Source organism: Acidovorax sp. 94, assembly GCF_003634645.1.
In the GTDB taxonomy this organism is placed as follows: domain Bacteria; phylum Pseudomonadota; class Gammaproteobacteria; order Burkholderiales; family Burkholderiaceae_C; genus Acidovorax; species Acidovorax facilis.
Map to the genome: position 1 here is coordinate 4,750,567 of NZ_RBJA01000001.1, position 23,091 is coordinate 4,773,657.

The window sequence follows — 23,091 nt, forward strand, 5'->3', positions numbered from 1 at the left end:
TGCTCGCCAAATGCCATTGATAGGTGGGCACAGATTGTGGAAGGCGGGCGCGTTGCGGGCTATCGGGCTTGTCCTAGTGTGTTGGCGAGCTGGGTCCCGCAGGTGACAGGATCGGCATCGAACAATTGGTCCATCAGCGCCCGCTCGCGCTGCTCGATGGTGGCCAGGAACTGCTCCACCCCGCCGCGCTGGCGAGCGAGCTGGCCGAAGGTGTCAAACCCTGCCTCCAGAAACCTCTGCAGCGCGCCCATGCCGGCCGCGTTGGCCGGGCCCCGCATCATGCGCAGCATCATCCGCAGGCCGGGGGTGCGCGTGAGGCGCGCCAGGTCATTCCCCATGGCCAGCACGCGCTGCAGCTGCTGCGCTCGTGCATGGCGCTGGCCCACAGTGCGCCAGGCTGCGGTGTAGCGGATGGCGTCGCTGGCTGCGTTGGCTTCATGCACCAACCACGCGCGGCCCATGTCCTGGTCCAGTTCCTCGGTCTGTGCGTGCAGCACGGCCAGGGCCACGGCGGTGGTCACCACTGGCTGGGGGAACATGGTCTGCAGCGTGCCCGCAATGCGGCCAAACTGCAGGTCGCGGTCGGTGTAGTCGGTGTCGCTGTACAGCTCTTCCAGAAAGAACCGCGCTGCCGGGCCAAACGCGGGCGAGCCCATCAGGTCCGCATAGGTGCTCCGAAAGCGCCGCGCCTGCAGGCTTTTGACGCTGCCCACCGCCGCCCCCAGCGCCGGGTCGCCCGTGCGGTGCAGGCGCAGGGCGGTCACGTCGGCGATGCAGTCGCGGATGGTCTGGGCGGCATCCATGGGGCGGGTTCCTTTCTGCGTTCTGCGGGGTGCGGTGTCGGGCGGTGGTCAGACCGCACAATGCGGCTGGTCCATTACAACATTTGCCCTCACCACCATGATTGCGCGCTGGCAACGAATCCTGCTCCTGTTCATCCTGCTGACCATGGCCGTCTGGCTGGTGTGGCAGTGGCCCTATTCACCGTTGCGTGCTGTGCTGGGGGCACTGGTGCCGCTAGGCATTTACCTGGTGGTGATGGCGGTGGAGTTTGTGCTGATGCACATCACCAACCGCACTGACGCTGCACCGCGCGCCCGCCTGTCGCAGGTTGTGGGTGCCTGGTGGGCGGAGGTGTGGGTAGCGTTGATGGTCTTTTGCTGGCGCCAGCCGTTTCGCCACCAGTCATTGCCCGATTGGCTGCCAGCGCAGCCCACCGGAAAGCGCGGCGTTGTGCTGGTGCATGGCTTCATGTGCAACCGGGGCCTGTGGCTGCCGTGGTTTGCGCCATTGCAAGCACGGGGACATGCCTATGTGGCGGTCAATCTGGAGCCGGTGATGGGGTCGATTGACGAGTACGCCGACATCATCGAAGACGCCGTGCGCCAAGTGACGGCGGCCACGGGGCAGGCGCCGGTGCTGTTGTGCCACAGCATGGGTGGCTTGGCGGTGCGGGCGTGGCTGCGGGCGCACCAGGCGGATGGGCGGGTGCACCGTGTGTTGACGCTGGGCACGCCGCATGGGGGCACGTGGCTGGGGCGTTTCAGCCGGGCGGTGAATGGGCGGCAGATGAGCTTGGCGGGGGACTGGGTGGTGGCCTTGCAGCGGGCGGAGCCTGCGGGGCGGGCTGCGTTGTTTACCTGTTGGTATTCGAACTGCGACAACATCGTGTTTCCGGCTACCACGGCGGCTTTAGCGGGGGCGGAACACCGGTTGGTGGAAGGGGTGGCGCATGTGCAGATGGCGTTTGACCCTGGGGTGATGAAGGCTTGTCTGGAGGAGATGGGTTGAGGGTGATTCTTTGGTTTTTTGGGCTGCTGGCGCCTGTCTATAAAGCGTTGGTAGCTATTGATTTTGCAGTGTTTTGTTGAGTGTGCTGATTCGGTGGTGTGCCTTTGTTGAGGGCGGAGGCCGGGAGTCGCCCGGCGTGCGAGTAACTTTCTTTTGCTTCGCCAAAAGAAAGTCACCAAAGAAAAGGCGACCCCCAGTCTGCGACCCCTTCGCGGTGCGAAGGGGCAAACCTGCGGCGGGGCGGTTGCGGGGTGCGCCGTGGAACTCACTGCGCTGCGGTGCAGCTTCGTTCAGACAGCCACGGCGAGTCAGTTCACGAGGCATGGGCGCTGCGACGCCCATGCTCACCCCACAACCGCCCCGCCGCAGGCGCAGCCAGCAGGGGTGGGGAGCCGAACATCCAAACAGCCGGACATCCATTCGGGCCATCGCTGCGCTCGGCCCAGTTTGCGCAGCGCGTGGCGCTTGCGCCCGCGAGACGGTGCCGAGCGCAGCGCAGCGAAGCAATGGCCCGTGTGGATGTCCCTCGGGTTCCCTTCTGGATGCGCCTGGGGCGCGCAGGGCGCGGGGTGGCGCGTGTGCCGAAGGACACACGCGCTTCGTGAACTGACTCACCGCAGCTGTTTGAGCGGAGCGCCGCAGGCGCGCAGCGAGTTCTGCGGTGCACCCCGTGACCGAGCACCCCAGGTTGCCCCGCAGCGCAGCGAAGGGGTCGCAGACAGCAGGGTCGCCTTTTCTTTGGTGACTTTCTTTTGGCGAAGCAAAAGAAAGCCACTGCGCCGCCGGGCGCACACCCCGGCCTCCGCCCTGAACCCAGGCACGCCTTCCAAACCAGCACGCCGAGGCTTCGAGAGCTTCAACCCGAATGGTTGAAGGATTGCTATAAAAATGGTAGCTATCAGCGCTCTATGGAAAGGCGGAAGAAGCCAATTTCATCTAAAGAATCAAGCCGCCACAGCCTCCCGCTCATCCGCAGCAAACTCTGGTAACCCCCGCAGCCGCTCATAGATCGGCGCAAAGTCCGCTGCTGTCATCTCAAACAGCTGCTCAAAGCTGTCGATCACAAAATACGTCTGCTGGTACGTATCGATCTTGTACCGCGTGCGCATGGTGCGCTCCAGTTGCAGCGGAATCCGCTGCGGCTCCGGGCTCTGGACCGAATACGCCAGCTCGCCCGACGAACTCAAAATCCCCGCCCCATACGCCCGCAACTCCCCCGCTTCGCGGATCAGCCCGAACTCGATGGTGTACCAGTACAAGCGGCTCAGCATCTCGCATGACCCCAGCCCCTGCGCCTTCAGCCCGCCCTGGCCGTAGCGCTGCACATAGTCCGCAAACACCGGGTTGAACAGCAGCGGCACATGCCCGAACAGGTCGTGAAAAATGTCGGGTTCGACGATGTACTCGAACTCCTCGGGCTTGCGGATCCAGTCCGTCACCGGGAACTTGCGGTTGGCCAGCAAGGTGAAAAAGGGCACCTCGGGGATCAGACCCGGCACTCCCACCAGCTCCCAGCCGGTCGCTTTGTAGAGGCGCTCGTTCACCTCTTCAAAACGCGGGATGCGGTCGCTCGCGCCCAGTGAGGGCAGGGCATCGATGAACGCCTGGCTGGCCAGGCCCGGCAGCAGGGCGCGCTGGCGCTCGTACAGACGGCGGTAGGTGTCGTGGTCGGCGGCGGTGTAGCTCGCGTAGTCCTGCGGGCAGGTGTAGTCCGCGTTGGCACGCGAGTAGTCGCCACGCGGTGGGCGGGTGGATTGGCCATAGACGACAGGGGCTTGTCCCATTTTTTTCTCCTTTGCCGCCATGGTCGGCGCACCGCGACGGGGGTGCGCACCAGCCCACGCGGCTGCTAATCGATCTTGATCTTTGCGGCCCGGATCAGGAACTCGTACTTGCTGTTTTCCGAGCGCACAAACTGCGCAAACCCGTCGAGCGTCAGCTCTTCGGGCGTGATACCCATCTTCTTGAACTTCTCCTTGCCAGCGGGCGAATGCATCGCTGCCGAGAACGCATTGGCATACCGGCGCGCGTCGGCATCGGGCAGCGAGGCGGGCGCGAACAGGCCGAACCAGGTCGACACGTTGAAGCCCTGCACGCTGTCGTTGATGCTGGGCACGTTCGGCAGCGCCTCATTGCGGCTCAACGTGGTTACACCCAGCGCCAGCAGCTTGCCCGACTGGATCTGCGGCAACGCCGAGGCCAGGTTGTCAAACACCATCAGCACCTGGCCGGATTCCAGCGCGGCCAGCGCGGGCTTGGAGCCCTGGAAGGGCGTGTGGCCCATCTTGGTGTTGGTGAGCGACTTGAACATCTCGGCCGAGATGTGGCCGATACTGCCGTTGCCGCCCGATCCGTACTTGGCCTGGTCCGGGTTCTTCTTGAGGTACTGCACCAGCTCCGGCGTGGTCTTGATCCCCAGCTTGGTGGCCTGCGCCGCGCTGACCACCAGCACGTTGGGCGTGCGGGCTACCAGCGCGATGGGCTTGAAGTCCTTGAGCGCGTTGTAAGGGAAGTTCTTGTACAGCCAGGGATTGACGGCGTGGGTGGCCACGGCGCCCATCAGCACCTGGTTGCTGGTCTTGGGTGATTTGGCGACCTGGTCCGCACCGGTACTACCACCCGCCCCCGGTTTGTTCTCCACGGTAATGGAGCCAAGCTGGGCTGCAGCACCCTCGGCCACGATGCGGGCCGAGGTGTCCAGCGGACCACCAGCGGGGTAGGGAACCACGATGGTGAGCGGGGCAGAGGGGCTTTGGGCCATGGCAAAGGTGGCCACACAGGTCAGGCCAACACTGAACAGGGTGCTACGGAGCGACATCGGGATCCTTATGAGTTCCGGGGAGCGCGCAGTATAGGCACCTGTTCAGGGTTAACCCTGGATGTCTGATGTCTTAGGTGTTCAACACGCCACGGCGGATCTGGTCGCGCTCCAGCGACTCGAACAGCGCCTTGAAGTTACCTTCGCCAAAACCATCGCGGTAGTCGCCTTCGCGCTGGATGAATTCGAAGAACACCGGGCCCAGCATGGGGGTGGAGAAAATCTGCAGCAGCAGGCGGGGCGTGCCGTCGGCCGTGGTGCCGTCCAGCAAGATGCCGCGCGACTGCAGTTCGGGCACAGGCTGGCCGTGGCCGGGCAGGCGGGTGTCCAGCATTTCGTAATAGACCTCGTTGGGCGCGGTGGCCAGCTGCACGCCGGCCATGCCCAGCTTGTCCACCACGTCCAGCAGGTTGTCGCAGATCAGCGCGATGTGCTGGATGCCTTCACCGTTGAATTGCATCAAGAATTCTTCGATCTGGCCGCCGCCCTGCTTCGATTCTTCATTCAGCGGGATGCGGATCTTGCCGTCGGGCGCCGTCATGGCCTTGCTGGTCAGGCCCGTGTATTCGCCCTGGATGTCGAAGTAGCGGATCTCACGGAAGTTGAACAGCTTCTCGTAGAAATTGGCCCAGAAGCCCATGCGGCCGCGGTACACGTTGTGCGTGAGGTGGTCGATGAGGTTCAGGCCATGGCCCACGGGGCGGCGGTCCACGCCTTCGATGAACTCGAAGTCGATGTCGTAGATGGACTTGCCGTCTTCAAACCGGTCGATCAAATACAGCGGTGCGCCGCCAATGCCCTTGATGGCGGGCAGGCGCAGTTCCATGGGGCCGGTGGGGATCTCGATGGGCTGGGCGCCCAGCTCCAGTGCGCGGTTGTAAGCCTTGTGCGCATCCTTCACACGGAAGGCCAGGCCACAGGCGGAGGGGCCATGCTCGGCACCAAAGTAGGCGGCCTGGCTGTGGGGCTCGCGGTTCAGGATGAAGTTGATGCCGTTCTGGCGGTACAGCACCACATCCTTGGAGCGGTGCTTGGCGACCAGGGTGAAACCCAGCTTTTCGAACACGGCCTCCAGCACGCCGGGCTGGGGCGAGGTGAATTCGACGAACTCGAACCCCATCAGGCCCATGGGGTTGTCCCAGGCTTCGAGCTGGGCGGCGGTTTCTTGCGGCAAGGCGGCGTTCATGGGGTGTCTCCGGCATTCGTTGAGGAATGTCATGGACTGTAGGCGCGCCCTGCCTCATGTTTCTGGCGAAATCAAGAGGTGTGGGCCTTCGATTTGCAGGAATGTTGTGAATGATCAAATTTCAGCGCAAGACGAGGGCGCTACCCCGGTATGTGGCGGCTGTCTCTTGCGTGGGGCCAGGGGAGCTCAGGAGCCTGACGCAGTAGGTGGCAGGCGCCGCAGCGCCAGGGCGGCGTCGATGCGTTGTTGCTCCTCGGCGGAGAAAAGCTGCTGGCGCAGTTGCTGCAATGCGGGGCCTTCGCCTTGTTGGCCGCGCGCCTGGTTGTACTGGTCAAGCCGCTGCTGCCAGTGTTGTTCTTCCCGGTCGAGCTGGGCCATGGCGTGGGCGGCGGCCTCGCCGTATTGCGCACTGCGGGCCGCGTGGCGGGTGCGTTCGTCGGTGTTTTGCGCGTTGAACGCGGCGGTTTGGGCGGCGGCGTTCAGGTGTTCGGTGGTGGCGGCGCGCTCGGCGCGGCGCACTGCAGGCAATTCGTTCTCTGCATCGCGCAGGGCCTGGGCGCGTTGTTCGGCGGTGAGCTGGGTGTTGCGGGCAATCTCCAGGCGTGCCAGGGTGTAGCGGTCCAGCTCCGCCTCTCGGGCGAACAGGGCGTCGTGTTCGGGGCCGTCAAAAAACTGCTGGCGCACTTTGTGGCGGGCTTCCAGCGCCTCCCGCAGGGCACCGGGGTCGTTGGGGTCCTGGGGCGGGCGCAGCTGGCCGAGCGCCACGCGGTAGTCCACGTAGCGCTCGGCCAGTGCCAATGCGCGTGTGGCCAGGGCTGCGGGGAAGTGTTTGCCCACCAGCGCGGCCAGGCGTTGTTTGAGTGCGGCGGGGTCTGTCGCGCCGTCCTCCAGGGCTTCTGTGAGCAGTGCCTCCAGCGTGTCGCGCAGGCCGTGCACCAGCAGGGGGTCTTCACCGCGGTCGGGGTCGGTGGCGCGGCGGATGGCAAAGAAGCTGCTCTCCATGGGCCGCGCCGACAGGCTCTGGCCTGCACCGCCGGTTGGCGCTGCCGCCGCGCCGGGCACCGAACGCGGGTCCACCGCGCCCGGCAGGCCTTGCTGCGAACCCGGCCACCACACCACGGTGGCCGTGGCGGCGACCAGGGCCACTCCTGCGGCGAAGGCGCGGGCGCGGTTCACGGCTTACAGGCCCTGTGCCTTGAGGCGGTTGGCGTGCTGGCGGTACAGCGTCACTGGGTCTGTGGAGAACCAGTCGCGCAGGCCCAGCAGCTGGTTCACTTCGTCGAGGTGGTTCTGCCGGTAGTCGCCCAGGTGTTTGCCCAGACGCGAGGAGCAGGCCGACACCAGGCCGTCGTTGGCTTCGCCGAAGACCAGGCCCAGCACGCCCAGCAGGGCATCGCTGGCATCCAGCACGTTGGTCAGGGTCTTGGTGCCCGTCCAGGAGTAGTAGCGCACGCCGTTGACGAGTTCTGCGCCGCTGCCGCAGCCAGAGGTGGGGACGCCTTGCGGAAAGCGTCGGTTGAAGGCGGCGGAACCGGCGGTGGTGAGCGAGTCCAGCGCGGCGGTGGGCATCTGTGGCAGGCCCGAGCCGCCCGAAGTCAGGTTGATCAGCGCGACCAGCGCCGACGCCGCCCCGTTGGCGATGGTTTCGGAGACCGAACCCGCGGGTGCCACGCCACGCATGATGTCCGCCACCCGCGATCCCCGGTTGACCCCACCGACCGAGGTCACCGAGGCAACCTTGCCCGGCGCCACCCCGGCCACGTAGCGCGCCGTAGGCCCGCCGTGTGAATGCCCCACCAGGTTCACCTTGGCCGCGCCGGTGATGGCCAGGATGGTGTTCACCTGTGCGAGCAGCTGCTCACCCCGGACTTCGGTGCTGTTGGCGGCCGACACCTGGGCCACGTAGACCTTGGCGCCGCCCTGGCGCAGGGCGTCAGGGATGCCGTAGAAGTAGTCGACACCCAGGGCCGAATCAAACCCGAAAAGCCCGTGCACAAGCACGATGGGGTAGCGGGTCTGGGTGGTGCCCGTCTGGGCTTGCGCGCTGGCGCCGACGAGCAGCAATGCGGCGGTCGCGGCCAGAACAAATCGCCGCAAAAAGCGGCTGAGGAATCCGGTCATGCAGTTGTCTCCATAGGTATGTTTTTTGTATTTGCAAAAAAAAAGAACGATCGTTCGTTTTTGCGAGGTTTATTCTTCTTTTCTTCGTGTGGAGTCACTATCGGGACATACCCGAGCCTGCAATTCAGAAGGCGCGAAAAGTCAAAACTTCATAAAATCTTGCGCCATGCAAGCTTTAAACGCACTCGACAAGCTGGACAGGGCCATCCTGCGCCGTCTGCAAGAAAATGGCCGTGAGACGTACGACGTCATCGGTGAGCAGGTGGGCCTGTCGCCCAGTGCGGTGTTGCGCCGCGTCAAGCGCCTGGAGGAAAGCCGCGTCATCGACCGGTACGTTGCATTGGTGCCCCCCGAGGCCGTGGGCCTGGGGCTGACGGCCTACCTCAACGTCCGGCTCGAAAAACACACCGAAAGCCACAAGCGCAACCCCATGGACCTGTTCCGCGCCAGCGTGCAGACCTGGCCCGAAGTGGTGGAGTGCGCGTCGCTCACGGGCGAGATGGACTACCTGCTGCGCGTGGTGGTGGCCGACATGGCGCACTACAGCCGGTTCATCATGGACACGCTGCTCAAACACCCCAGCGTGCAGGACTGCAAGACCAGTTTTGTGCTGGACCGCGTGAAGGCGACCACAGCCGTGCCGGTGTAAATAGGCTTTTGAACGGGTGCTGAAGGTGCCGCGAGCGTGACACCCCATGTTGCCCCGCGCCCCATGCCGCTATACCCTTGCGGGAAGCCGTTGGCGGAGGCGCCCAGCTTGCCAAGTGGGGCAGGAGTGCTGTGTGGAACAGGTTTGAGCTACCTCACTAATTTGTTGCAGCGCAGCATTTTTGCTGGAAATAATGAGGGAAAACCCTTATATTTGCAGCCATGATCGCAACCAAAGACTGGCTCAAGGCATCCTGGTATGCAGGCAGGGATATGCTGCGCCCGGTGATGGGCGAATCGCCTGCCCATGAAACTCGCGTCAAGCAGGAGGTCCCCGTGATGGTTCCCATTCGTGCCCTGGGTCCCTCCTACCGGGAGCGGATCACCCAACATTTGCTCCAGCTGGAGCCCGCAGACCGCTACCTGCGTTTTGGCTACGCCGCCAACGACGAGCAGATCCGGCGCTATGCCGAGCAGCTCGACTTCAACCGCGACGAGATCTTCGGCATCTACAACCGCCGCCTCGAACTGATCGCCATGGCGCATCTGGCCTTCTCGGAGCACCCAGAGTACAAACATTGCGCCGAATTCGGCGTGTCGGTGCTCAAGCAGGCGCGTGGCCGGGGCTTCGGCGCACGTCTGTTCGAGCGGGCCGTGATGCATGCGCGCAATGAAGGTGTGAACATGGTTTTTATCCATGCGCTCTCCGAAAACACCGCCATGCTGAAAATTGCCCGCAAGGCCGGTGCCACCGTGCGCCGCGATGGTTCGGAGTCCGAGGCTTACCTCCAGATCGAACCGGCCAGCCTGGACACGCGCATGACCGAGATGGTCGAGCAGCAGTTCGCCGAGGTGGATTACCAGATCAAGAAGCAGGCCAAGCAGTTCTGGGACTTTTTGGCCAGCGTGCAGGAAGTGCGCAGTGGCGTGCAGCACGCGCGCCACCAATCTGCTGAATAGTCGGTCCATCCATCCCAAGGTCGCGCTGCGCGGCCTGCGGGGTTTGCGTAGCGGGCCGTCACAACTATCCGCTATCCTAGGGGCCTGATTCACTACCGCACGTCGTGCACTCCAGTGTCTGACCCGCATCCCGCGCACCCCGGGCGACCACCCGAGAGGGAAGACAAGCGCACCTTCCTGCAGAAAGTGGCCGAGTTCATCCATCCGGGGCCAGACTCCACGGAAGAACTCATTGAGACCCTGGCCGAGGCCGAAGACAACCAGGTCATTGGGGCCGATTCGCGCGTGATGCTGGAGCGCGTCATCCGCATGGCCGACATGACGGCGGGCGACGTGATGGTGGCCGCCCCTCGCATGGACCTCGTCAACATCGACGCACCGTTTGACGAGATGCTGCACCTTGTCATCAACACCGCGCACTCGCGGTTTCCGGTGTACCAGGGCGAGCGCGAGAACATCATCGGCATCCTCATGGCCAAGGACCTGCTCAAGTTGCAGCGGGCGCCGGAGCTGAATATCCGAGCGCTGCTGCGCCCGGCCGCCTTTGTGCCTGAAAGCAAGGGCCTGAATGACCTGCTGCGCGAGTTTCGCGGCAACCGCAACCACCTGGCCATCGTGATCGACGAATTTGGCCGCATGGCCGGGCTCATCACCATTGAAGACGTGCTCGAACAGATCGTGGGCGAGATCGAGGACGAGTTCGACATCCCCGAAGACGACGGCGACATCTTTGGCCTGGCCGACCGCACCTACCGGGTGAGTGGCGACACCTCGGTGGAGCGGGTGTGCGAGGCGTTTGATGTGCTGGTTCAGGGCAGCGACCCCCATGAAACCTTCGAAACCATCGGCGGCCTGATTGCCCACGAAATGGGCCATGTGCCCAAGCGCGGCGAGCACCTGCAGCTGAGCGGCCTGCACTTCGTCGTGCTGCACACTAAGGGCGGCGCCGTGCGCTGGTTCAAGGTGTCGCGGGTCGAAGAAGCCAGCGCCAGCGACTGATGGCCCGAGCTACCTCCACGCCGGGGCTGCCGCTGGCCCTGCAGGCGCTGCTGGCTGTGGCTGCCGGCGTGGCGCAGGCGGCCTCGCTGGCCTGGCCCTGGAGCGGTAAACCCCTGTGGTGGCTGCAGATCGCCTCCATGGCGGTGCTGGCCTGGCTGGTGCGACCACATGCCACGGTGTCTGTCTCCTGGCAGCGCGGCGCGGCCATCGGTGGCCTGTTTGCCACGGCCTGGCTGGCCGGGACCTTCTGGTGGCTTTTCATCTCCATGCACACCTACGGCGGGCTGGCAGCGCCGCTGGCCGTGGCGGCGGTGCTGGGGCTGGCGGCGTTCCTCGCCAGCTACTACGCGGCGATGTTGGGGATTTTTTGCCGCCTGGCGCTTACCAGTAAAGCGCTAGCAGCTATCATTTTTGGAGCATTCTGGCTGGTGGCCGAACTGGCGCGTGGCACCTTGTGGACGGGGTTCCCCTGGGGCGCTGGCGGTTATGCCCATGTGGATGGGCCGCTGGCGGCGCTGGCGCGCTACGGGGGCGTCTATGGGCTGGGGGCGGTTGCTGCGATGCTGGCGATGGGGGCGGTGCAAGTGCGGCGCGCCGACTTCCGTGGCTGGCGCCTGTGGGCGCTGCTGCTGGCGTTGGGAGCAGCGCTGGCCCTGGCCACGGTAGACCGCTTCTGTGCCATCCATCTCTGCTCTACACCCCTGCAGCGCCCCGCGCCTTCCCTGAGTCTGGAGCTTCTGCAGGGCAATATCCCGCAGGACGAGAAATTCCAGTCGGGCAGCGGCGTGCCGCTGGCACTGAAGTGGTATGCCGAAGCGCTGCGCGACGCCAAGGCCGATCTCGTGGTGGCGCCGGAAACGGCCATCCCGCTGCTGCCCCAGCAGCTCATACCGGGCTATCTGGAAGGCATCCAGCAGCGCTACGCGCAGGGTCCGCAGGCAGCGCTGCTGGGCATTCCGCTGGGCGACGAGGCGCAGGGCTACACCAATTCGGTGCTTGGCATGAGCCCCGCCACCGGGGCCACGCCCTACCGCTACGACAAACACCACCTGGTGCCGTTTGGCGAATTCATCCCGCCCTTTTTCAGGTGGTTCACGGCCATGATGAACATTCCGTTGGGGGACTTCAACCGGGGTGTGGTGGGGCAGCCCTCCTTTGCCTGGGCGGGCCAGCGCATTGCGCCCAACATCTGTTACGAAGACCTTTTTGGCGAAGAGCTGGGGGCTCGTTTCATCGATCCGGCACAGGCGCCCACGGTGTTCGTCAACTTCAGCAATATCGGCTGGTTTGGCGACACCGTGGCCATTGACCAACACCTGCAGATCAGCCGCATGCGTGCCCTGGAGTTCGAGCGCCCCATGGTGCGCGCCACCAACACCGGCGCCACTGCCATCATCGACCACCGGGGTGTGGTGACGCACCAGCTGGCGCGCACTACACGCGGCGTGCTCAAGGGCGAGGTGCAAGGCCGGGGGCTGGATGCGCAAAGTGGCTGGGCCATCACGCCCTACGCCTGGTGGGTGTCGCGCTGGGGCCTGTGGCCGCTCTGGATGTTCGGGGCGCTGGTGCTGGCGCTTGGCGTGTGGGCCAGAAACAAGGACATGGGGGCGCGCCGCCATTGATCCAGGTCAGGCGCCGAGAGGGCGGGGCGGGTGGCTTGGCAGGCCATTGTTTAGAGGCAGCTCCCTATGCCTTGATAATAGAGCCCCGCAAGACGGGGCTGTATTGCATACAACGATGATTTGAGGCGGGCCAACCGCTGTTCTGGAGCACGACTGAAAATGGCAGATTCCTTTTCCTACGAACAACTGATCGCCTCGGGCGAGGGCCGGCTGTTCGGCGCCGACAGCGGGCGCCTGCCGCTGCCGCCCATGCTGATGTTTGACCGCATCACGCACATCGACAGCGATGGTGGCGCGCACGGGCTGGGAAAGATCCGCGCCGAGCTCGATGTCAAGCCCGACCTGTGGTTCTTTGCCTGCCACTTTCAGGGCGACCCGGTCATGCCCGGCTGCCTGGGGCTCGATGCCATGTGGCAGCTCATCGGTTTTTACCTGACCTGGCTGCAGCTGCCCGGCCGGGGCCGTGCGCTGGGTGCAGGCGAGGTCAAGTTCACCGGCGAAGTGGGCCCGGACGTGAAGCTCGTCACCTACGAAATCGACATCAAGCGCGTCATCAAGCGCAAGCTGGTCATGGCCATTGGCGATGCCCGCCTGCTGGCTGATGGCAAGGAAATCTATGTAGCCAATGACCTGCGCGTGGGCTTGTTCAAGCGCGAGGAAGACGGCAAGGACGCAGCATGACCACCAAGAAGCGCGTAGTCATCACCGGCGCGGGCATCGTCTCGTGCATTGGCAACGACCTGGCCACTGTGGAAGCCTCCCTGCGCGAAGGCAAAAGCGGCATCAAGGCCGTCGAAAAATTCACCGAGCTGGGCCTGCGCAGCCAGGTGGGTGGTGCGCCTGAGATCGACATCGAGGCGCGTATCGACCGCAAGCAGCTGCGCTTCATGGGTGATGCGGCCGCGTATGCGCAGATCGCACTCGAAGACGCCATTGCCCAGGCGGGTCTTACGCCTGAGCAGGTGAGCCACCCGCGCACCGGCCTCATCATGGGCTCGGGCGGCGGATCGCCTGCCAACCAGATCGAGGCGGCCGACACGCTGCGCGAAAAGGGTATCCGCCGCGTCGGGCCCTACCAGGTCACGCGCTGCATGAGCTCCACCGTCTCTGCCTGCCTGGCCACCAACTTCAAGGTCAAGGGCATCAACTACTCCATCACCTCGGCCTGCTCCACCTCGGCCCACTGCATCGGTGTAGCCGCGCAGCAGATTGCCTGGGGCATGCAGGACGTGATGTTTGCGGGTGGTGGCGAGGAATTGAGCTGGGGCATGTCGCTGCTGTTTGATGGCATGGGAGCCATGTCCAGCAAGTACAACGCCACGCCCGAGAAGGCCTCGCGCGCCTACGACGCGAACCGCGACGGCTTCGTGATCGCCGGCGGCGGCGGCGCCGTGGTGCTGGAAAGCCTCGAACACGCCCAGGCGCGCGGCGCCACCATCCTGGCCGAAGTGGTGGGCTTTGGCGCCACCAGCGATGGCGAAGACATGGTGGCCCCCTCGGGGGATGGCGCCATTGCCTGCATGCAGCAGGCCATGGAAGGGCTCGACGCCCCCATCGACTACATCAACACCCACGGCACCTCCACGCCGGTGGGCGACATGCAGGAAGTGCGCGCCATGCGTGCACTGTTTGGCGACAAGGTGCCTCCGTTCTCGTCCACCAAGTCGCTCACTGGCCACTCGCTGGGTGCGACGGGTGTGCAAGAGGCGATCTACTGCGTGATCATGCTCAATAAGGGCTTTATCGCCGGTTCTGCCAATGTGGAGACGCCCGACCCGGCACTGGGCGATATGCCCTTGGTCACCCAGACGCGCGACGCGCAGCTGACCACCGTGCTGTCCAACAGCTTCGGTTTTGGTGGCACCAACGCCAGCCTGGTGCTGCGCCGCTGGAACGACTGACCGCAGCCTTCCCACACCAAACGGCCTGCCTGTCTCCGGACAGGCAGGCCGTTTTCACGTGGGACTTGCGCAAATTGGGATGTGGCACCAGCCTCGCCCTGGGGCGAACCGCTGGCCTGAGCCCTTTTTAGCACCAGTCATGTCATGGGCTACCGGGCCGTCAGCGCCGTGCGGGCTTGGGGTTGGGTTGCAGGGCTTCGTGCAGCAGGGTGGGCAGCATGGCCAGCATGCGCGTGGCCTGCAGGCCCGGCGGCAAGGCCCGTGCGTGGTAGCTGTACAGCGACATGGGCGCCAGCTCGTGCAGCTCCTGCGCCACCATTTGCGCGGGGTCGAGTCCCTTGGCAGTGAGGAAGTCCACGACCGTCCAGCCCATGCCCCGGCGTACCAGCTCCAGCGCCAAGCGCGAGGTCTGCACCTGAATCCCTGGTCCAGCGGGCGATCCCAGCCGTTGCGCAATCTCATCAATGGCCTGGCGCATGGGGTCGTCGCCCACCAGGCGGATCACGGGCACTTGCGCCAGCCGCGCCCCCGGGGTGGCGGCGCGGGGCGCGCGGGCCCACACGCTGGTCGCCACCGCCAGATACAGCCTGCCGCTGACCAGCAGGTCGCTCGCAATTTGCGGGTGCGGGTGTTTGTAGAAGCCCAGGCAAAAGTCCACGCTGCGCGTGAGCAGCGCCTGCGTCATCTGGTCCTGGTGGATGGTGCGCACCTCCACGCCCACCTGCGGATGCTGCTCGGCATGGTGTTGCAACAGGCGCGGCAGAAACTCGTGGGTGATCGACGGGATCGCCCCCAGGCGTACATCGCCCGAATCGCTGGTGGCCAGGTTGCGCGCGGTGCGCTTGAGTGCGTCCAGCTGCCGGTAGATGCCAGTGGATTCGGCCGCCAGCACCTGGGCCTCGGGGGTGGGGGTCAAGCCCGAGGGTGTGCGGTTGAACAGCCGGTAGCCCAGCTGCAGCTCGGTGTGCGCAATGGCCTTGCTGACCGCCGAGGGCGTGATGCACAGCAGGCGCGCCGCTGCGCTCATGTTGCCGGTCTGCAGCACGGCCTGAAAAACTTCCAGTTGCCGCAGGTTCATTCCAGCGCTGCTCCGGTGTGTGTGCCTGTGCGACCCGAATACTGGGATCGGGTGGAGGTGTTGGGGGTGTGAGTGAAATTCATAAGGGTGGGTCAATTATTCCGCATGACTGTGTTCTGCTTTCTCATAGGATGCGGCACCGCTTCACGGGCGGGTTTTGCAAAGAGCGGCGCAACGCGCGTCGCCAACCCCAAAAAAATCAGGAGACACCCTCATGCGCATTTCTTCCTCCCCCACTGCCAGCCGCTGGCTTGCTGGCCTGCTGCTGTCGGCCGCGTCCGCTGTGGCCATGGCCCAGGCTGCCAAGCCCAATGTGGTGGTGCTGGCCACCGGCGGCACCATTGCAGGTGCTGGCGCCTCGGCCGCCAACAGCGCCACCTACGCTGCTGCCAAGGTGCCGGTCGATAAACTGCTGGCAGGCCTGCCCGAGCTGGCCAATGTGGCCAAGGTGTCCGGTGAGCAGGTGTTCCAGATCGCGTCTGAAAGCTTCACCAACGAGCACCTGCTGCGCCTCGGCCAGCGCGTGTCGGCCCTGGTCAAGCAGGCGGATGTGGACGGCATCGTCATCACCCACGGCACCGACACGCTCGAAGAAACCGCGTACTTCCTGAACCTCACCGTGCGCACCAACAAGCCCATCGTGGTGGTGGGCTCCATGCGCCCCGGCACGGCCCTGTCGGCCGACGGCGCGCTGAACCTGTACGACGCCGTGACCGTGGCCGCCAGCAAGGACGCCGCTGGCAAGGGCGTGCTGGTCACGATGAACGACGAGATCCAGAGCGGTCGCGACGTGAGCAAGACCATCAACATCAAGACCGAGGCTTTCAAGAGCCAATGGGGCCCGCTGGGCATGGTGGTGGAAGGCAAGAACTACTGGTTCCGCGCGCCGGTCAAGCGCCACACCACCCAGTCCGAGTTCAACATCGACGACATCAAGGCGCTGCCCGCCGTGGACATCGTCTATGGCTACAGCAACATGAACACCACGGGTATTGAAGCCTACGGCAAGGCTGGCGTGAAGGCGCTGATCCACGCCGGTACGGGCAATGGCTCGGTGGCGGCACAGGCGGTGGATTCGCTCAAGGCACTGCGTGCTGCGGGCGTGCAGATCGTTCGCTCGGCCCGCGTGCCCGACGGTTTTGTGCTGCGCAATGCCGAGCAGCCCGACGACAAGTACGACTGGGTGGTGGCCCACGACCTGCGCCCCCAAAAGGCCCGCATCCTGGCCATGGTGGCCCTCACCAAGACCAACGACAGCAAGGAACTGCAGCGCATTTTCTGGGAGTATTGAGAAGACCCCCTGAGGCGCTGCGCGCCTTCCCCCTGAAGGGGGACGCCCCCAGCGCGGCGGGGCGGCCCTTGCGCGGGGGCACTCGCCCAGGCAGCGCCCTGTGGTGGCGCTCCGGCCAGCGTGATGGATAGTTGATTTGACTTGGCGCACAACACGTGCGCCGACGGGCTACCCGCAAAGGTGGTCACTGGTACGCAACGGGCTATAGCCTGCGTGACTGGTTGGGAAGGCTGGTGCTCCAAAAGGGCTCCGGCCTTTTTTCATGGGCGCGGGCCGATGTTGCTGGCGCTGCCGCAGCACGTGCGGCTGCGCGCCGTAAAATCACTGGTTTGCGCGCGCGAGGCCCGTCCTTGCTACCTTTTGGGGTGGCAGGCGCCGGGGCTGGCATCCGCACCGCCTTTTCTTCTTTTTCCCCTTACTTGCTCGGCCCTGGCTTGCCAGTGCCTCAGCCAAAGACGCCATGTTGACATTCCAGCAAATCATTTTGAAGCTGCAGTCCTACTGGGACGCGCAGGGTTGCGCCCTTTTGCAACCCTATGACATGGAAGTGGGCGCCGGCACCTCGCACACTGCCACCTTCCTGCGCGCCATCGGCCCCGAGCCCTGGAAGGCCGCCTACGTGCAGCCCAGCCGCCGCCCCAAGGATGGCCGCTACGGCGAGAACCCCAACCGCCTGCAGCACTACTACCAGTACCAGGTGGTGCTCAAGCCCGCACCCGCCAACATCCTGGAGCTGTACCTGGGCAGCCTCGAAGCCCTGGGCTTCGACCTGAAAAAGAACGACATCCGCTTTGTCGAAGACGACTGGGAAAACCCCACGCTCGGCGCCTGGGGCCTGGGCTGGGAGGTGTGGCTCAATGGCATGGAGGTGACGCAGTTCACGTACTTCCAGCAGGTGGGCGGTATCGATTGCAAGCCTGCCACCGGCGAGATCACCTACGGCCTGGAGCGCCTGGCCATGTACCTGCAGGGCGTGGACAACGTCTACAACCTCAAGTGGACCGACACCCTGAGCTACGGCGACGTGTACAAGCAAAACGAGGTGGAGCAGTCCACCTACAACTTCGAGCACAGCGACGCGGACTTCTTGTTCACCGCCTTCAACGCGCACGAAAAGCAGGCCAAGTACCTGATGGAGCAGCAGCTGGCGCTGCCCGCGTACGAGCAGGTGCTCAAGGCCGCGCACAGCTTCAACCTGCTGGATGCACGCGGTGCCATCAGCGTGACGGAACGCGCCGCCTACATCGGCCGCATCCGCAACCTGGCCCGTGCCGTGGCGCAGAGCTACTACGAAAGCCGCGAACGCCTGGGCTTCCCGATGGCGCCCCGCGAGTGGGTGGAACAGATGACGAAGAAGGCTGCGTGAGCGCGCGGAAAGAACAAGAACATGACGACCCAAAACCTCCTCGTTGAACTGTTTGTCGAAGAGCTGCCGCCCAAGGCGCTGCAGAAGCTGGGCGATGCCTTCGCCACCGTGCTGGGCGACCAGCTCAAGGCCCTGGGCCTGGCGACGGCTGCCTCGGTGGTCACGCCCTTCGCCTCGCCACGCCGTCTGGCTGCGCATGTGACTGCCGTGGCCGACAAGGCCGCTGACAAGGCCGTGCAGCAAAAGCTGATGCCCGTGACCGTGGGCCTGGACGCCAGCGGCAACGCCACCCCCGCGCTGCTCAAAAAGCTGCAGGCGTTGGGCGCCGATGTGTCCAACCCCGTAGCCGCTGTGGCTGCCTTGAAGCGCGCGCAGGACGGCAAGGCCGAAGCCCTGTTCTACGACAGCGTGGTGGCCGGTGCCACGTTGGCGGCGGGCCTGCAAAAGGCGCTGGATGAAGCCATCGCCAAGCTCCCCATCCCCAAGGTGATGAGCTACCAACTTGAAACCGACTGCGAGCTGCCCGGCTGGACCAGCGTGAACTTTGTACGCCCCGCACACGGCCTGGTCGCGCTGCATGGCAGCACGGTGGTGCCCGTGAAGGCGCTGGGTCTGACCGCTGGCAACAGCACCACCGGCCACCGTTTTGAAGCCGCCGTGTCGCCCGTGGTGCTGGCCGATGCCGACAGCTACGCCGCCACGCTGAAGAAGGATGGCGCCGTGATCGCCAGCTTTGCCGAGCGCAAGGCCGAGATCGCGCGCCAGCTGGCCGCTGCTGCTGCGAAGGTGGGCAATGGCGCCCGCCCCATCGAAGACGAGGCGCTGCTCGACGAAGTGACCGCGCTGGTCGAGCGCCCCAACGTGGTCATCTGCCAGTTTGAAGAGCAGTTCCTGGGCGTGCCGCAGGAATGCCTCATCCTCACGATGAAGGCCAACCAGAAGTACTTCCCGCTGCTGGACGCTGCAGGCAAGCTGACCAACAAGTTCCTGGTGGTCAGCAACATCAGCCCCGAAGACACGAGCTTTGTGACCGGCGGCAACGAGCGCGTGGTGCGCCCCCGTTTGGCCGATGCCAAGTTTTTCTTTGATCAGGACCGCAAGAAGACCCTGGCCTCGCGCGTCGAGGGTCTGGGTAAGGTCGTGTACCACAACAAGCTAGGCACGCAGGGTGAACGCGTGGAGCGCGTGCGGGCCATTGCCAAGGTCATTGCCACGCGACTGGGCGACGCTGCTCTGGTGGCCGATGCCGACCTGTCCGCGCAACTGGCCAAGACCGACCTCGTGACCGACATGGTGGGCGAGTTTCCTGAGCTGCAGGGCATCATGGGCGGCTACTACGCCCTGAACGACGGCCTGGGCGAGACCGTGGCGCACGCCATCGAAGACCACTACAAGCCGCGTTTTGCGGGCGACGCACTGCCGCGCAATATGGCGGGCGTGGTGGTGGCTCTGGCTGACAAGCTCGAAACCCTGGTCGGCATGTTTGGCATTGGCAACCTGCCTACGGGCGACCGCGATCCGTTTGCGCTGCGGCGCCATGCACTGGGCGTGATCCGCATGCTGGTCGAGAAGGATTTGCCGCTGGATCTGACGGCACTGCTGGCCGGTGCCGTGCCCGCCTTTGGCGACAAGATCACCGACGCCTCGGCGCAGCTCGCCGACTTCATCTACGACCGCCTCGCCGGCAGCCTGCGTGAGCAGGGCTACAGCGCCCAGGAAGTCGACGCGGTGCTGGCCCTGCGTCCGCAGCGCCTTGCACTGGTCGAAAAGCAACTGGCCGCAGTGCGTGCCTTCGCCGCCTTGCCCGAAAGCCCCGCCCTCGCTGCTGCCAACAAGCGCGTTGGCAACATCCTTAAGAAGGCCGAGGTCGAAGGCCCGGTGGACGCGCACGTGAACCCCGAGCTGCTGCAGGAAAAAGCCGAGCAGGACCTGTACGCTGCCCTGCAGCGCTTCGTGCCCGAAGCCAACGCCCAGTTCGATGCTGGCGACTACACCGCATCGCTGCAGACCCTGGCCGTGCTGCGCGCGCCTGTAGATGCGTTCTTTGACGATGTGATGGTCAACGCCGAGCAACTGGATGTGCGGATGAATCGCCTGGGTCTGCTCAAGATGCTGCACAACGCGATGAACCGCGTGGCCGACCTGTCCCGCCTGGCGGTTTGACCGGTTTGCACAAGCTGCTAGGCTGGCGGTTCTCACAAGGTAAACCCCTCCTATGAAACTCGCCATCCTCGACCGCGACGGCACCCTCAATCCGCTGGCGGACGACTACGTTACCGCTGCCGACGAGTGGACCGCTGTGCCGGGCGCGCTCGAAGCCATTGCGCGCCTCAACCATGCGGGCTGGCATGTGGTGGTGGCCACCAACCAGCCGGGCCTGGGCCGGGGCTTGTTTGATGTGGTGGCGCTCAACGCCATTCACGCCAAGATGCACCGTCAGGTGGCGGCGGTGGGCGGGCGCATTGATGCCGTTTTCTACTGCCCCCACGCGGCCGATGAGGAGTGTGCGTGCCGCAAGCCCGCCCCCGGCCTGCTGGAGCAGATCAGTGACCGCTATGGGGTGGAGCGTGAGGATGTGCAGGTGGTGGGCAGCTGCACCGCGCACCTGCAGGCAGGCGCCGCACTGGGCGCACAGCTGCACCTGGTGTGCACGGGGCAGTCGGCGCAGGTGCACCCCGGTGGCCCCTTGCCAGTGGGGGTTCCGCCGGGCACGCGCGTGCATGCCAGCCTGGGTGATTTTGTGGACCAGCTTTTGCCTGCTGTGCAGCCCGCTGCGGCACCCCTGGCGGCGACACCCCTGCCAGCGCCTGGCGGCGCTGCTTTCTAATGCTATTACTTTAATAGCTGTTAGCGCTTGATAGATAAGCGCTGGCGGCCAAAATGACCACAAAAATGGCCTTTCTCCGTTCCGTCATTCACCTTCTCTGGATGGGCATCACTGTGGTGCCCTATGCGCTGACCATCATGTTGGGCACGCTGCTGGGCGTGCGCGGCAAGCCGCTGTACCGCATCGCCCGCGCGTGGCTGTCACTGTGCATCAGCGGTGCCCGCGTGATCCTGGGCATCCGCGCCAACGTGATCGGCATGGAGAACCTGCCGCAGGGCGAGAACGCGGGGGCGGTGCTGCTGGTCAAGCACCAGTCCACGTACGAGACCTTTCTGATGCCCGCGATCATGCCGCGCCCCCTGGCCTATGTGTTCAAGAAGGAGCTGCTGCGTGTGCCGTTCTTCGGCTGGGCCATCGGCCGCCTCGACATGATCCACATCGACCGCGACCAGCGCACCCAGGCCTTCCACAAGGTGGTGCAGCAGGGCAAGGACCTGTTGGCCCAGGGCATCTGGATCATCATGTTCCCCGAAGGCACGCGCATTGAGCGTGGGCAAAAGGGCAACTACAAGACCGGCGGCACCCGCCTGGCCATCGACACCGGCGCGCCAGTGGTGCCAATTGCTGTGACGTCCGCCAAGGTCTGGCCGCGCAAGGCGTTCATCAAGCGCCCGGGCGTGGTGGATGTGTCCATCGGCAAGCCCATTTCCAGCGTAGGCCGCAAGCCCGACGAGCTGATGCGCGAAGTGGAGGCCTGGATCGAGGCCGAGATGCGCCGCCTGGACCCTGATGCGTACCCTGCCGTGGTCATCGCCCCGCACGGCAAGGCGGGCGAGAAGTAGGCCAGAGCGTGATGCAGCGGCTTGTGCAGTTGGCGCTCGACTTTTTCGACCCGCCGGTCGCACCGGCAGGACCGGCTGCGGCGCCGGGGGTGAAGGCTGCAGATTCCAAGAAAAATCTGCCTCCAGCGCTGGATGGGCAGGCGCCAGTAGCTCCTAAATCAGTAGTGAATCGGCCTGCTGCACCTGCTGCACCTGCTGTACCGCTGCCATCTCTGCTGTCTCCGGCCGAATTCCGCCACCCGCAGGCCAGCCGCGAAGTGCTGCTGGGCGACGCCGTCGTGGCCTATGCGCTGCAGCGCGCGCGGCGCCGCACCATCGGCTTCACCGTGGGGGCCGATGGGCTGTCGGTACGTGCGCCCAGCTGGGTCACCCTGTCGGGCGTGGATTCTGCGCTGCGCGAGAAGTCCGAATGGATCCTGCGCAAGCTGTCTGAGGCGCGCGAGCGCCACCAGCGCATGGAAGGCGGTCGTATTGTCTGGGCCGATGGCGCCGTGTTGCCCTATCTGGGCGAGCCTTTGACCGTGGTGCTGGACCCGAGCCACGGTTTTGCGGGCAAAGGCGGTGCGCTGGTGGCGGGCACCGATGTGGTGCCACCCAGCCTGCACATCGGCCTGCCCCACAGCGCCAGCCCCGCGCAGATCCGCGACGCCGTGCAGGCCTGGCTCATGCGTGACGCGCGCCGCCACTTCACGGCCCGGCTCGACCATTTCGCCCCGCTGCTGGGTGTGCGCTGGGCCAGCCTGCGCCTGTCGAGCGCCAACACCCGCTGGGGCAGTGCCAAGGCAGACGGCTCCATCCGCCTGAACTGGCGCCTGCTGCACTACCGCCCGGCCATCATCGACTACGTGGTGGCGCACGAGCTGGCCCACCTGCGCGTGATGGACCACAGTCCGCGCTTCTGGGACACCGTGGCCACCGTGGTGCCCGACTATGCGCAGCTGCGCAGCCGCTTGCGGGATGAGCCCGCGCCTTTGTGGTGAATCCCCCTGAGTCGCCTTTGGCGCCTTCCCCCTAGGGGGACGACGCCCTCGCTGCGGGGTGGCCCTTGGCTTGCGTCCCTCGCACTGGTCGCGCCCAGTTCAAACGTTTTGCCTAGTGCCCAGAAAGGATCCAAACCATGACAAATACGCTCTCCTCCGTTTCTCCCGCCGACGGCTATGCCGGTGACGTGACGCCCCAGCAGGCCTGGCAGTGGGTACAGGCCGGCCAGGCCGTGCTGGTGGATGTGCGCAGCGACGCCGAACGTGAATGGGTGGGGCAGGTGCCCGGCGCCATCGCCGTGGCGTGGAAGCAGTGGCCGGGCATGGTCATGAACGCGGATTTTGATGCGCAGATGCGCACGGCCGTGCCTGAGGGCGCCCGGGCTGTGCTGCTGTGCCGCAGCGGCGTGCGCTCCATCGCCGCCGCGCGCCGCGCTACTGAGCTGGGCATCACGGCCTACAACATCCTGGAAGGTTTTGAGGGCGACGCCGATGCGCAGGGCCAGCGTGGCAAAAAGGGCGGCTGGCGTTTTCACGGTCTGCCGTGGAAGCAGGGTTGATGCTCCCAAAAAAATAGCTGCCAGCGCTTTATAGATAAGCGCTGGCAGCTGGCTCTAAAGCTTGACTTGCCCCGGCGTTCCGTTTGTCTCGGGCGTCGGTA

The 23,091-nt window shown here is 65.1% G+C and carries 21 protein-coding genes; 14 read left to right on the forward strand and 7 right to left on the reverse strand.

Translation table 11 applies throughout. The features are described 5' to 3' along the window. Nucleotides 1-59: 59 nt before the first annotated feature. Nucleotides 60-803 (reverse strand): hypothetical protein, encoded by a 744-nt coding sequence (locus C8C94_RS21895; RefSeq protein ID WP_121422213.1) that lies wholly within the window; start codon nucleotides 801-803, stop codon nucleotides 60-62. A 97-nt stretch (nucleotides 804-900) separates the two neighbouring features. Here C8C94_RS21895 and C8C94_RS21900 point away from each other — a divergent pair, with 97 nt between their 5' ends. Beyond that, nucleotides 901-1,791, forward strand: a complete 891-nt coding sequence (locus tag C8C94_RS21900) for a triacylglycerol lipase (RefSeq protein ID WP_121422214.1) — start codon at nucleotides 901-903, stop codon at nucleotides 1,789-1,791. A 944-nt stretch (nucleotides 1,792-2,735) separates the two neighbouring features. Here the strand turns inward: C8C94_RS21900 and phhA are convergent. From phhA to C8C94_RS21925, 5 genes are all read right to left on the reverse strand, one after another. Beyond that, a complete protein-coding gene (gene phhA / locus C8C94_RS21905) occupies nucleotides 2,736-3,575 on the reverse strand; it encodes a phenylalanine 4-monooxygenase (RefSeq protein ID WP_121423028.1) in 840 nt (279 codons plus the stop codon). A gap of 65 nt (nucleotides 3,576-3,640) precedes the next feature. Further along, nucleotides 3,641-4,609 (reverse strand): tripartite tricarboxylate transporter substrate binding protein, encoded by a 969-nt coding sequence (locus C8C94_RS21910; protein WP_121422215.1) that lies wholly within the window; start codon nucleotides 4,607-4,609, stop codon nucleotides 3,641-3,643. 73 nt (nucleotides 4,610-4,682) lie between these two features. Continuing rightward, nucleotides 4,683-5,795, reverse strand: coding sequence for a 4-hydroxyphenylpyruvate dioxygenase (gene hppD, locus C8C94_RS21915; protein WP_056059508.1), 1,113 nt, complete (start codon nucleotides 5,793-5,795; stop codon nucleotides 4,683-4,685). Between the two features lie 186 nt (nucleotides 5,796-5,981). After that, nucleotides 5,982-6,971: a lipase secretion chaperone gene (locus C8C94_RS21920; RefSeq protein WP_121422216.1), complete on the reverse strand. Its 990-nt coding sequence runs from the start codon at nucleotides 6,969-6,971 to the stop codon at nucleotides 5,982-5,984. A gap of 3 nt (nucleotides 6,972-6,974) precedes the next feature. Beyond that, nucleotides 6,975-7,916, reverse strand: a complete 942-nt coding sequence (locus tag C8C94_RS21925; RefSeq protein ID WP_055396875.1) for a triacylglycerol lipase — start codon at nucleotides 7,914-7,916, stop codon at nucleotides 6,975-6,977. A gap of 166 nt (nucleotides 7,917-8,082) precedes the next feature. On the opposite strand from C8C94_RS21925, the gene C8C94_RS21930 reads away from it, so the two are divergent. The 6 genes from C8C94_RS21930 (at nucleotide 8,083) to fabB (ending at nucleotide 14,046) form a co-directional block, all read left to right on the forward strand. Then, nucleotides 8,083-8,565: an Lrp/AsnC family transcriptional regulator gene (locus tag C8C94_RS21930; protein ID WP_055396873.1), complete on the forward strand. Its 483-nt coding sequence runs from the start codon at nucleotides 8,083-8,085 to the stop codon at nucleotides 8,563-8,565. A gap of 221 nt (nucleotides 8,566-8,786) precedes the next feature. After that, nucleotides 8,787-9,524 (forward strand): GNAT family N-acetyltransferase, encoded by a 738-nt coding sequence (locus C8C94_RS21935; protein WP_055396871.1) that lies wholly within the window; start codon nucleotides 8,787-8,789, stop codon nucleotides 9,522-9,524. 114 nt (nucleotides 9,525-9,638) lie between these two features. After that, nucleotides 9,639-10,523, forward strand: a complete 885-nt coding sequence (locus C8C94_RS21940; RefSeq protein WP_055396869.1) for an HlyC/CorC family transporter — start codon at nucleotides 9,639-9,641, stop codon at nucleotides 10,521-10,523. Continuing rightward, complete coding sequence (gene lnt, locus C8C94_RS21945) at nucleotides 10,523-12,145, forward strand: apolipoprotein N-acyltransferase (protein ID WP_121422217.1); 1,623 nt, start codon at nucleotides 10,523-10,525, stop codon at nucleotides 12,143-12,145. Before C8C94_RS21940 ends, lnt begins: the two co-directional genes overlap by 1 nt. A gap of 159 nt (nucleotides 12,146-12,304) precedes the next feature. Continuing rightward, nucleotides 12,305-12,826, forward strand: coding sequence for a 3-hydroxyacyl-[acyl-carrier-protein] dehydratase FabA (gene fabA, locus C8C94_RS21950; protein WP_008907199.1), 522 nt, complete (start codon nucleotides 12,305-12,307; stop codon nucleotides 12,824-12,826). After that, complete coding sequence (gene fabB / locus C8C94_RS21955; RefSeq protein ID WP_121422218.1) at nucleotides 12,823-14,046, forward strand: beta-ketoacyl-ACP synthase I; 1,224 nt, start codon at nucleotides 12,823-12,825, stop codon at nucleotides 14,044-14,046. The genes fabA and fabB overlap by 4 nt, the downstream gene beginning before the upstream one ends. Nucleotides 14,047-14,206: 160 nt before the next feature. Here fabB and C8C94_RS21960 read toward each other — a convergent pair whose 3' ends face one another. Next, nucleotides 14,207-15,124, reverse strand: coding sequence for a LysR family transcriptional regulator (locus C8C94_RS21960; protein ID WP_010462640.1), 918 nt, complete (start codon nucleotides 15,122-15,124; stop codon nucleotides 14,207-14,209). 214 nt (nucleotides 15,125-15,338) lie between these two features. On the opposite strand from C8C94_RS21960, the gene C8C94_RS21965 reads away from it, so the two are divergent. The 7 genes from C8C94_RS21965 to C8C94_RS21995 all read left to right on the forward strand — a co-directional run bounded on the left by C8C94_RS21965 (nucleotide 15,339) and on the right by C8C94_RS21995 (nucleotide 22,990). Further along, nucleotides 15,339-16,415: an asparaginase gene (locus tag C8C94_RS21965; protein WP_121422219.1), complete on the forward strand. Its 1,077-nt coding sequence runs from the start codon at nucleotides 15,339-15,341 to the stop codon at nucleotides 16,413-16,415. 460 nt (nucleotides 16,416-16,875) lie between these two features. Continuing rightward, the gene (gene glyQ / locus C8C94_RS21970) at nucleotides 16,876-17,781 is read left to right on the forward strand and encodes a glycine--tRNA ligase subunit alpha (protein WP_010462637.1); all 906 of its coding nucleotides are present in this window, start codon (nucleotides 16,876-16,878) and stop codon (nucleotides 17,779-17,781) included. Between the two features lie 21 nt (nucleotides 17,782-17,802). Further along, nucleotides 17,803-19,944: a glycine--tRNA ligase subunit beta gene (gene glyS / locus C8C94_RS21975; RefSeq protein WP_121422220.1), complete on the forward strand. Its 2,142-nt coding sequence runs from the start codon at nucleotides 17,803-17,805 to the stop codon at nucleotides 19,942-19,944. Between the two features lie 52 nt (nucleotides 19,945-19,996). After that, nucleotides 19,997-20,608, forward strand: a complete 612-nt coding sequence (gene gmhB, locus C8C94_RS21980) for a D-glycero-beta-D-manno-heptose 1,7-bisphosphate 7-phosphatase (RefSeq protein ID WP_121422221.1) — start codon at nucleotides 19,997-19,999, stop codon at nucleotides 20,606-20,608. A 65-nt stretch (nucleotides 20,609-20,673) separates the two neighbouring features. Next, nucleotides 20,674-21,450 (forward strand): 1-acyl-sn-glycerol-3-phosphate acyltransferase, encoded by a 777-nt coding sequence (locus C8C94_RS21985; RefSeq protein ID WP_121422222.1) that lies wholly within the window; start codon nucleotides 20,674-20,676, stop codon nucleotides 21,448-21,450. Nucleotides 21,451-21,461: 11 nt separating this feature from the next. Then, nucleotides 21,462-22,430, forward strand: a complete 969-nt coding sequence (locus tag C8C94_RS21990; protein WP_121422223.1) for a M48 family metallopeptidase — start codon at nucleotides 21,462-21,464, stop codon at nucleotides 22,428-22,430. A gap of 137 nt (nucleotides 22,431-22,567) precedes the next feature. Then, nucleotides 22,568-22,990, forward strand: a complete 423-nt coding sequence (locus C8C94_RS21995; protein ID WP_121422224.1) for a rhodanese-like domain-containing protein — start codon at nucleotides 22,568-22,570, stop codon at nucleotides 22,988-22,990. Nucleotides 22,991-23,091: the final 101 nt, after the last annotated feature.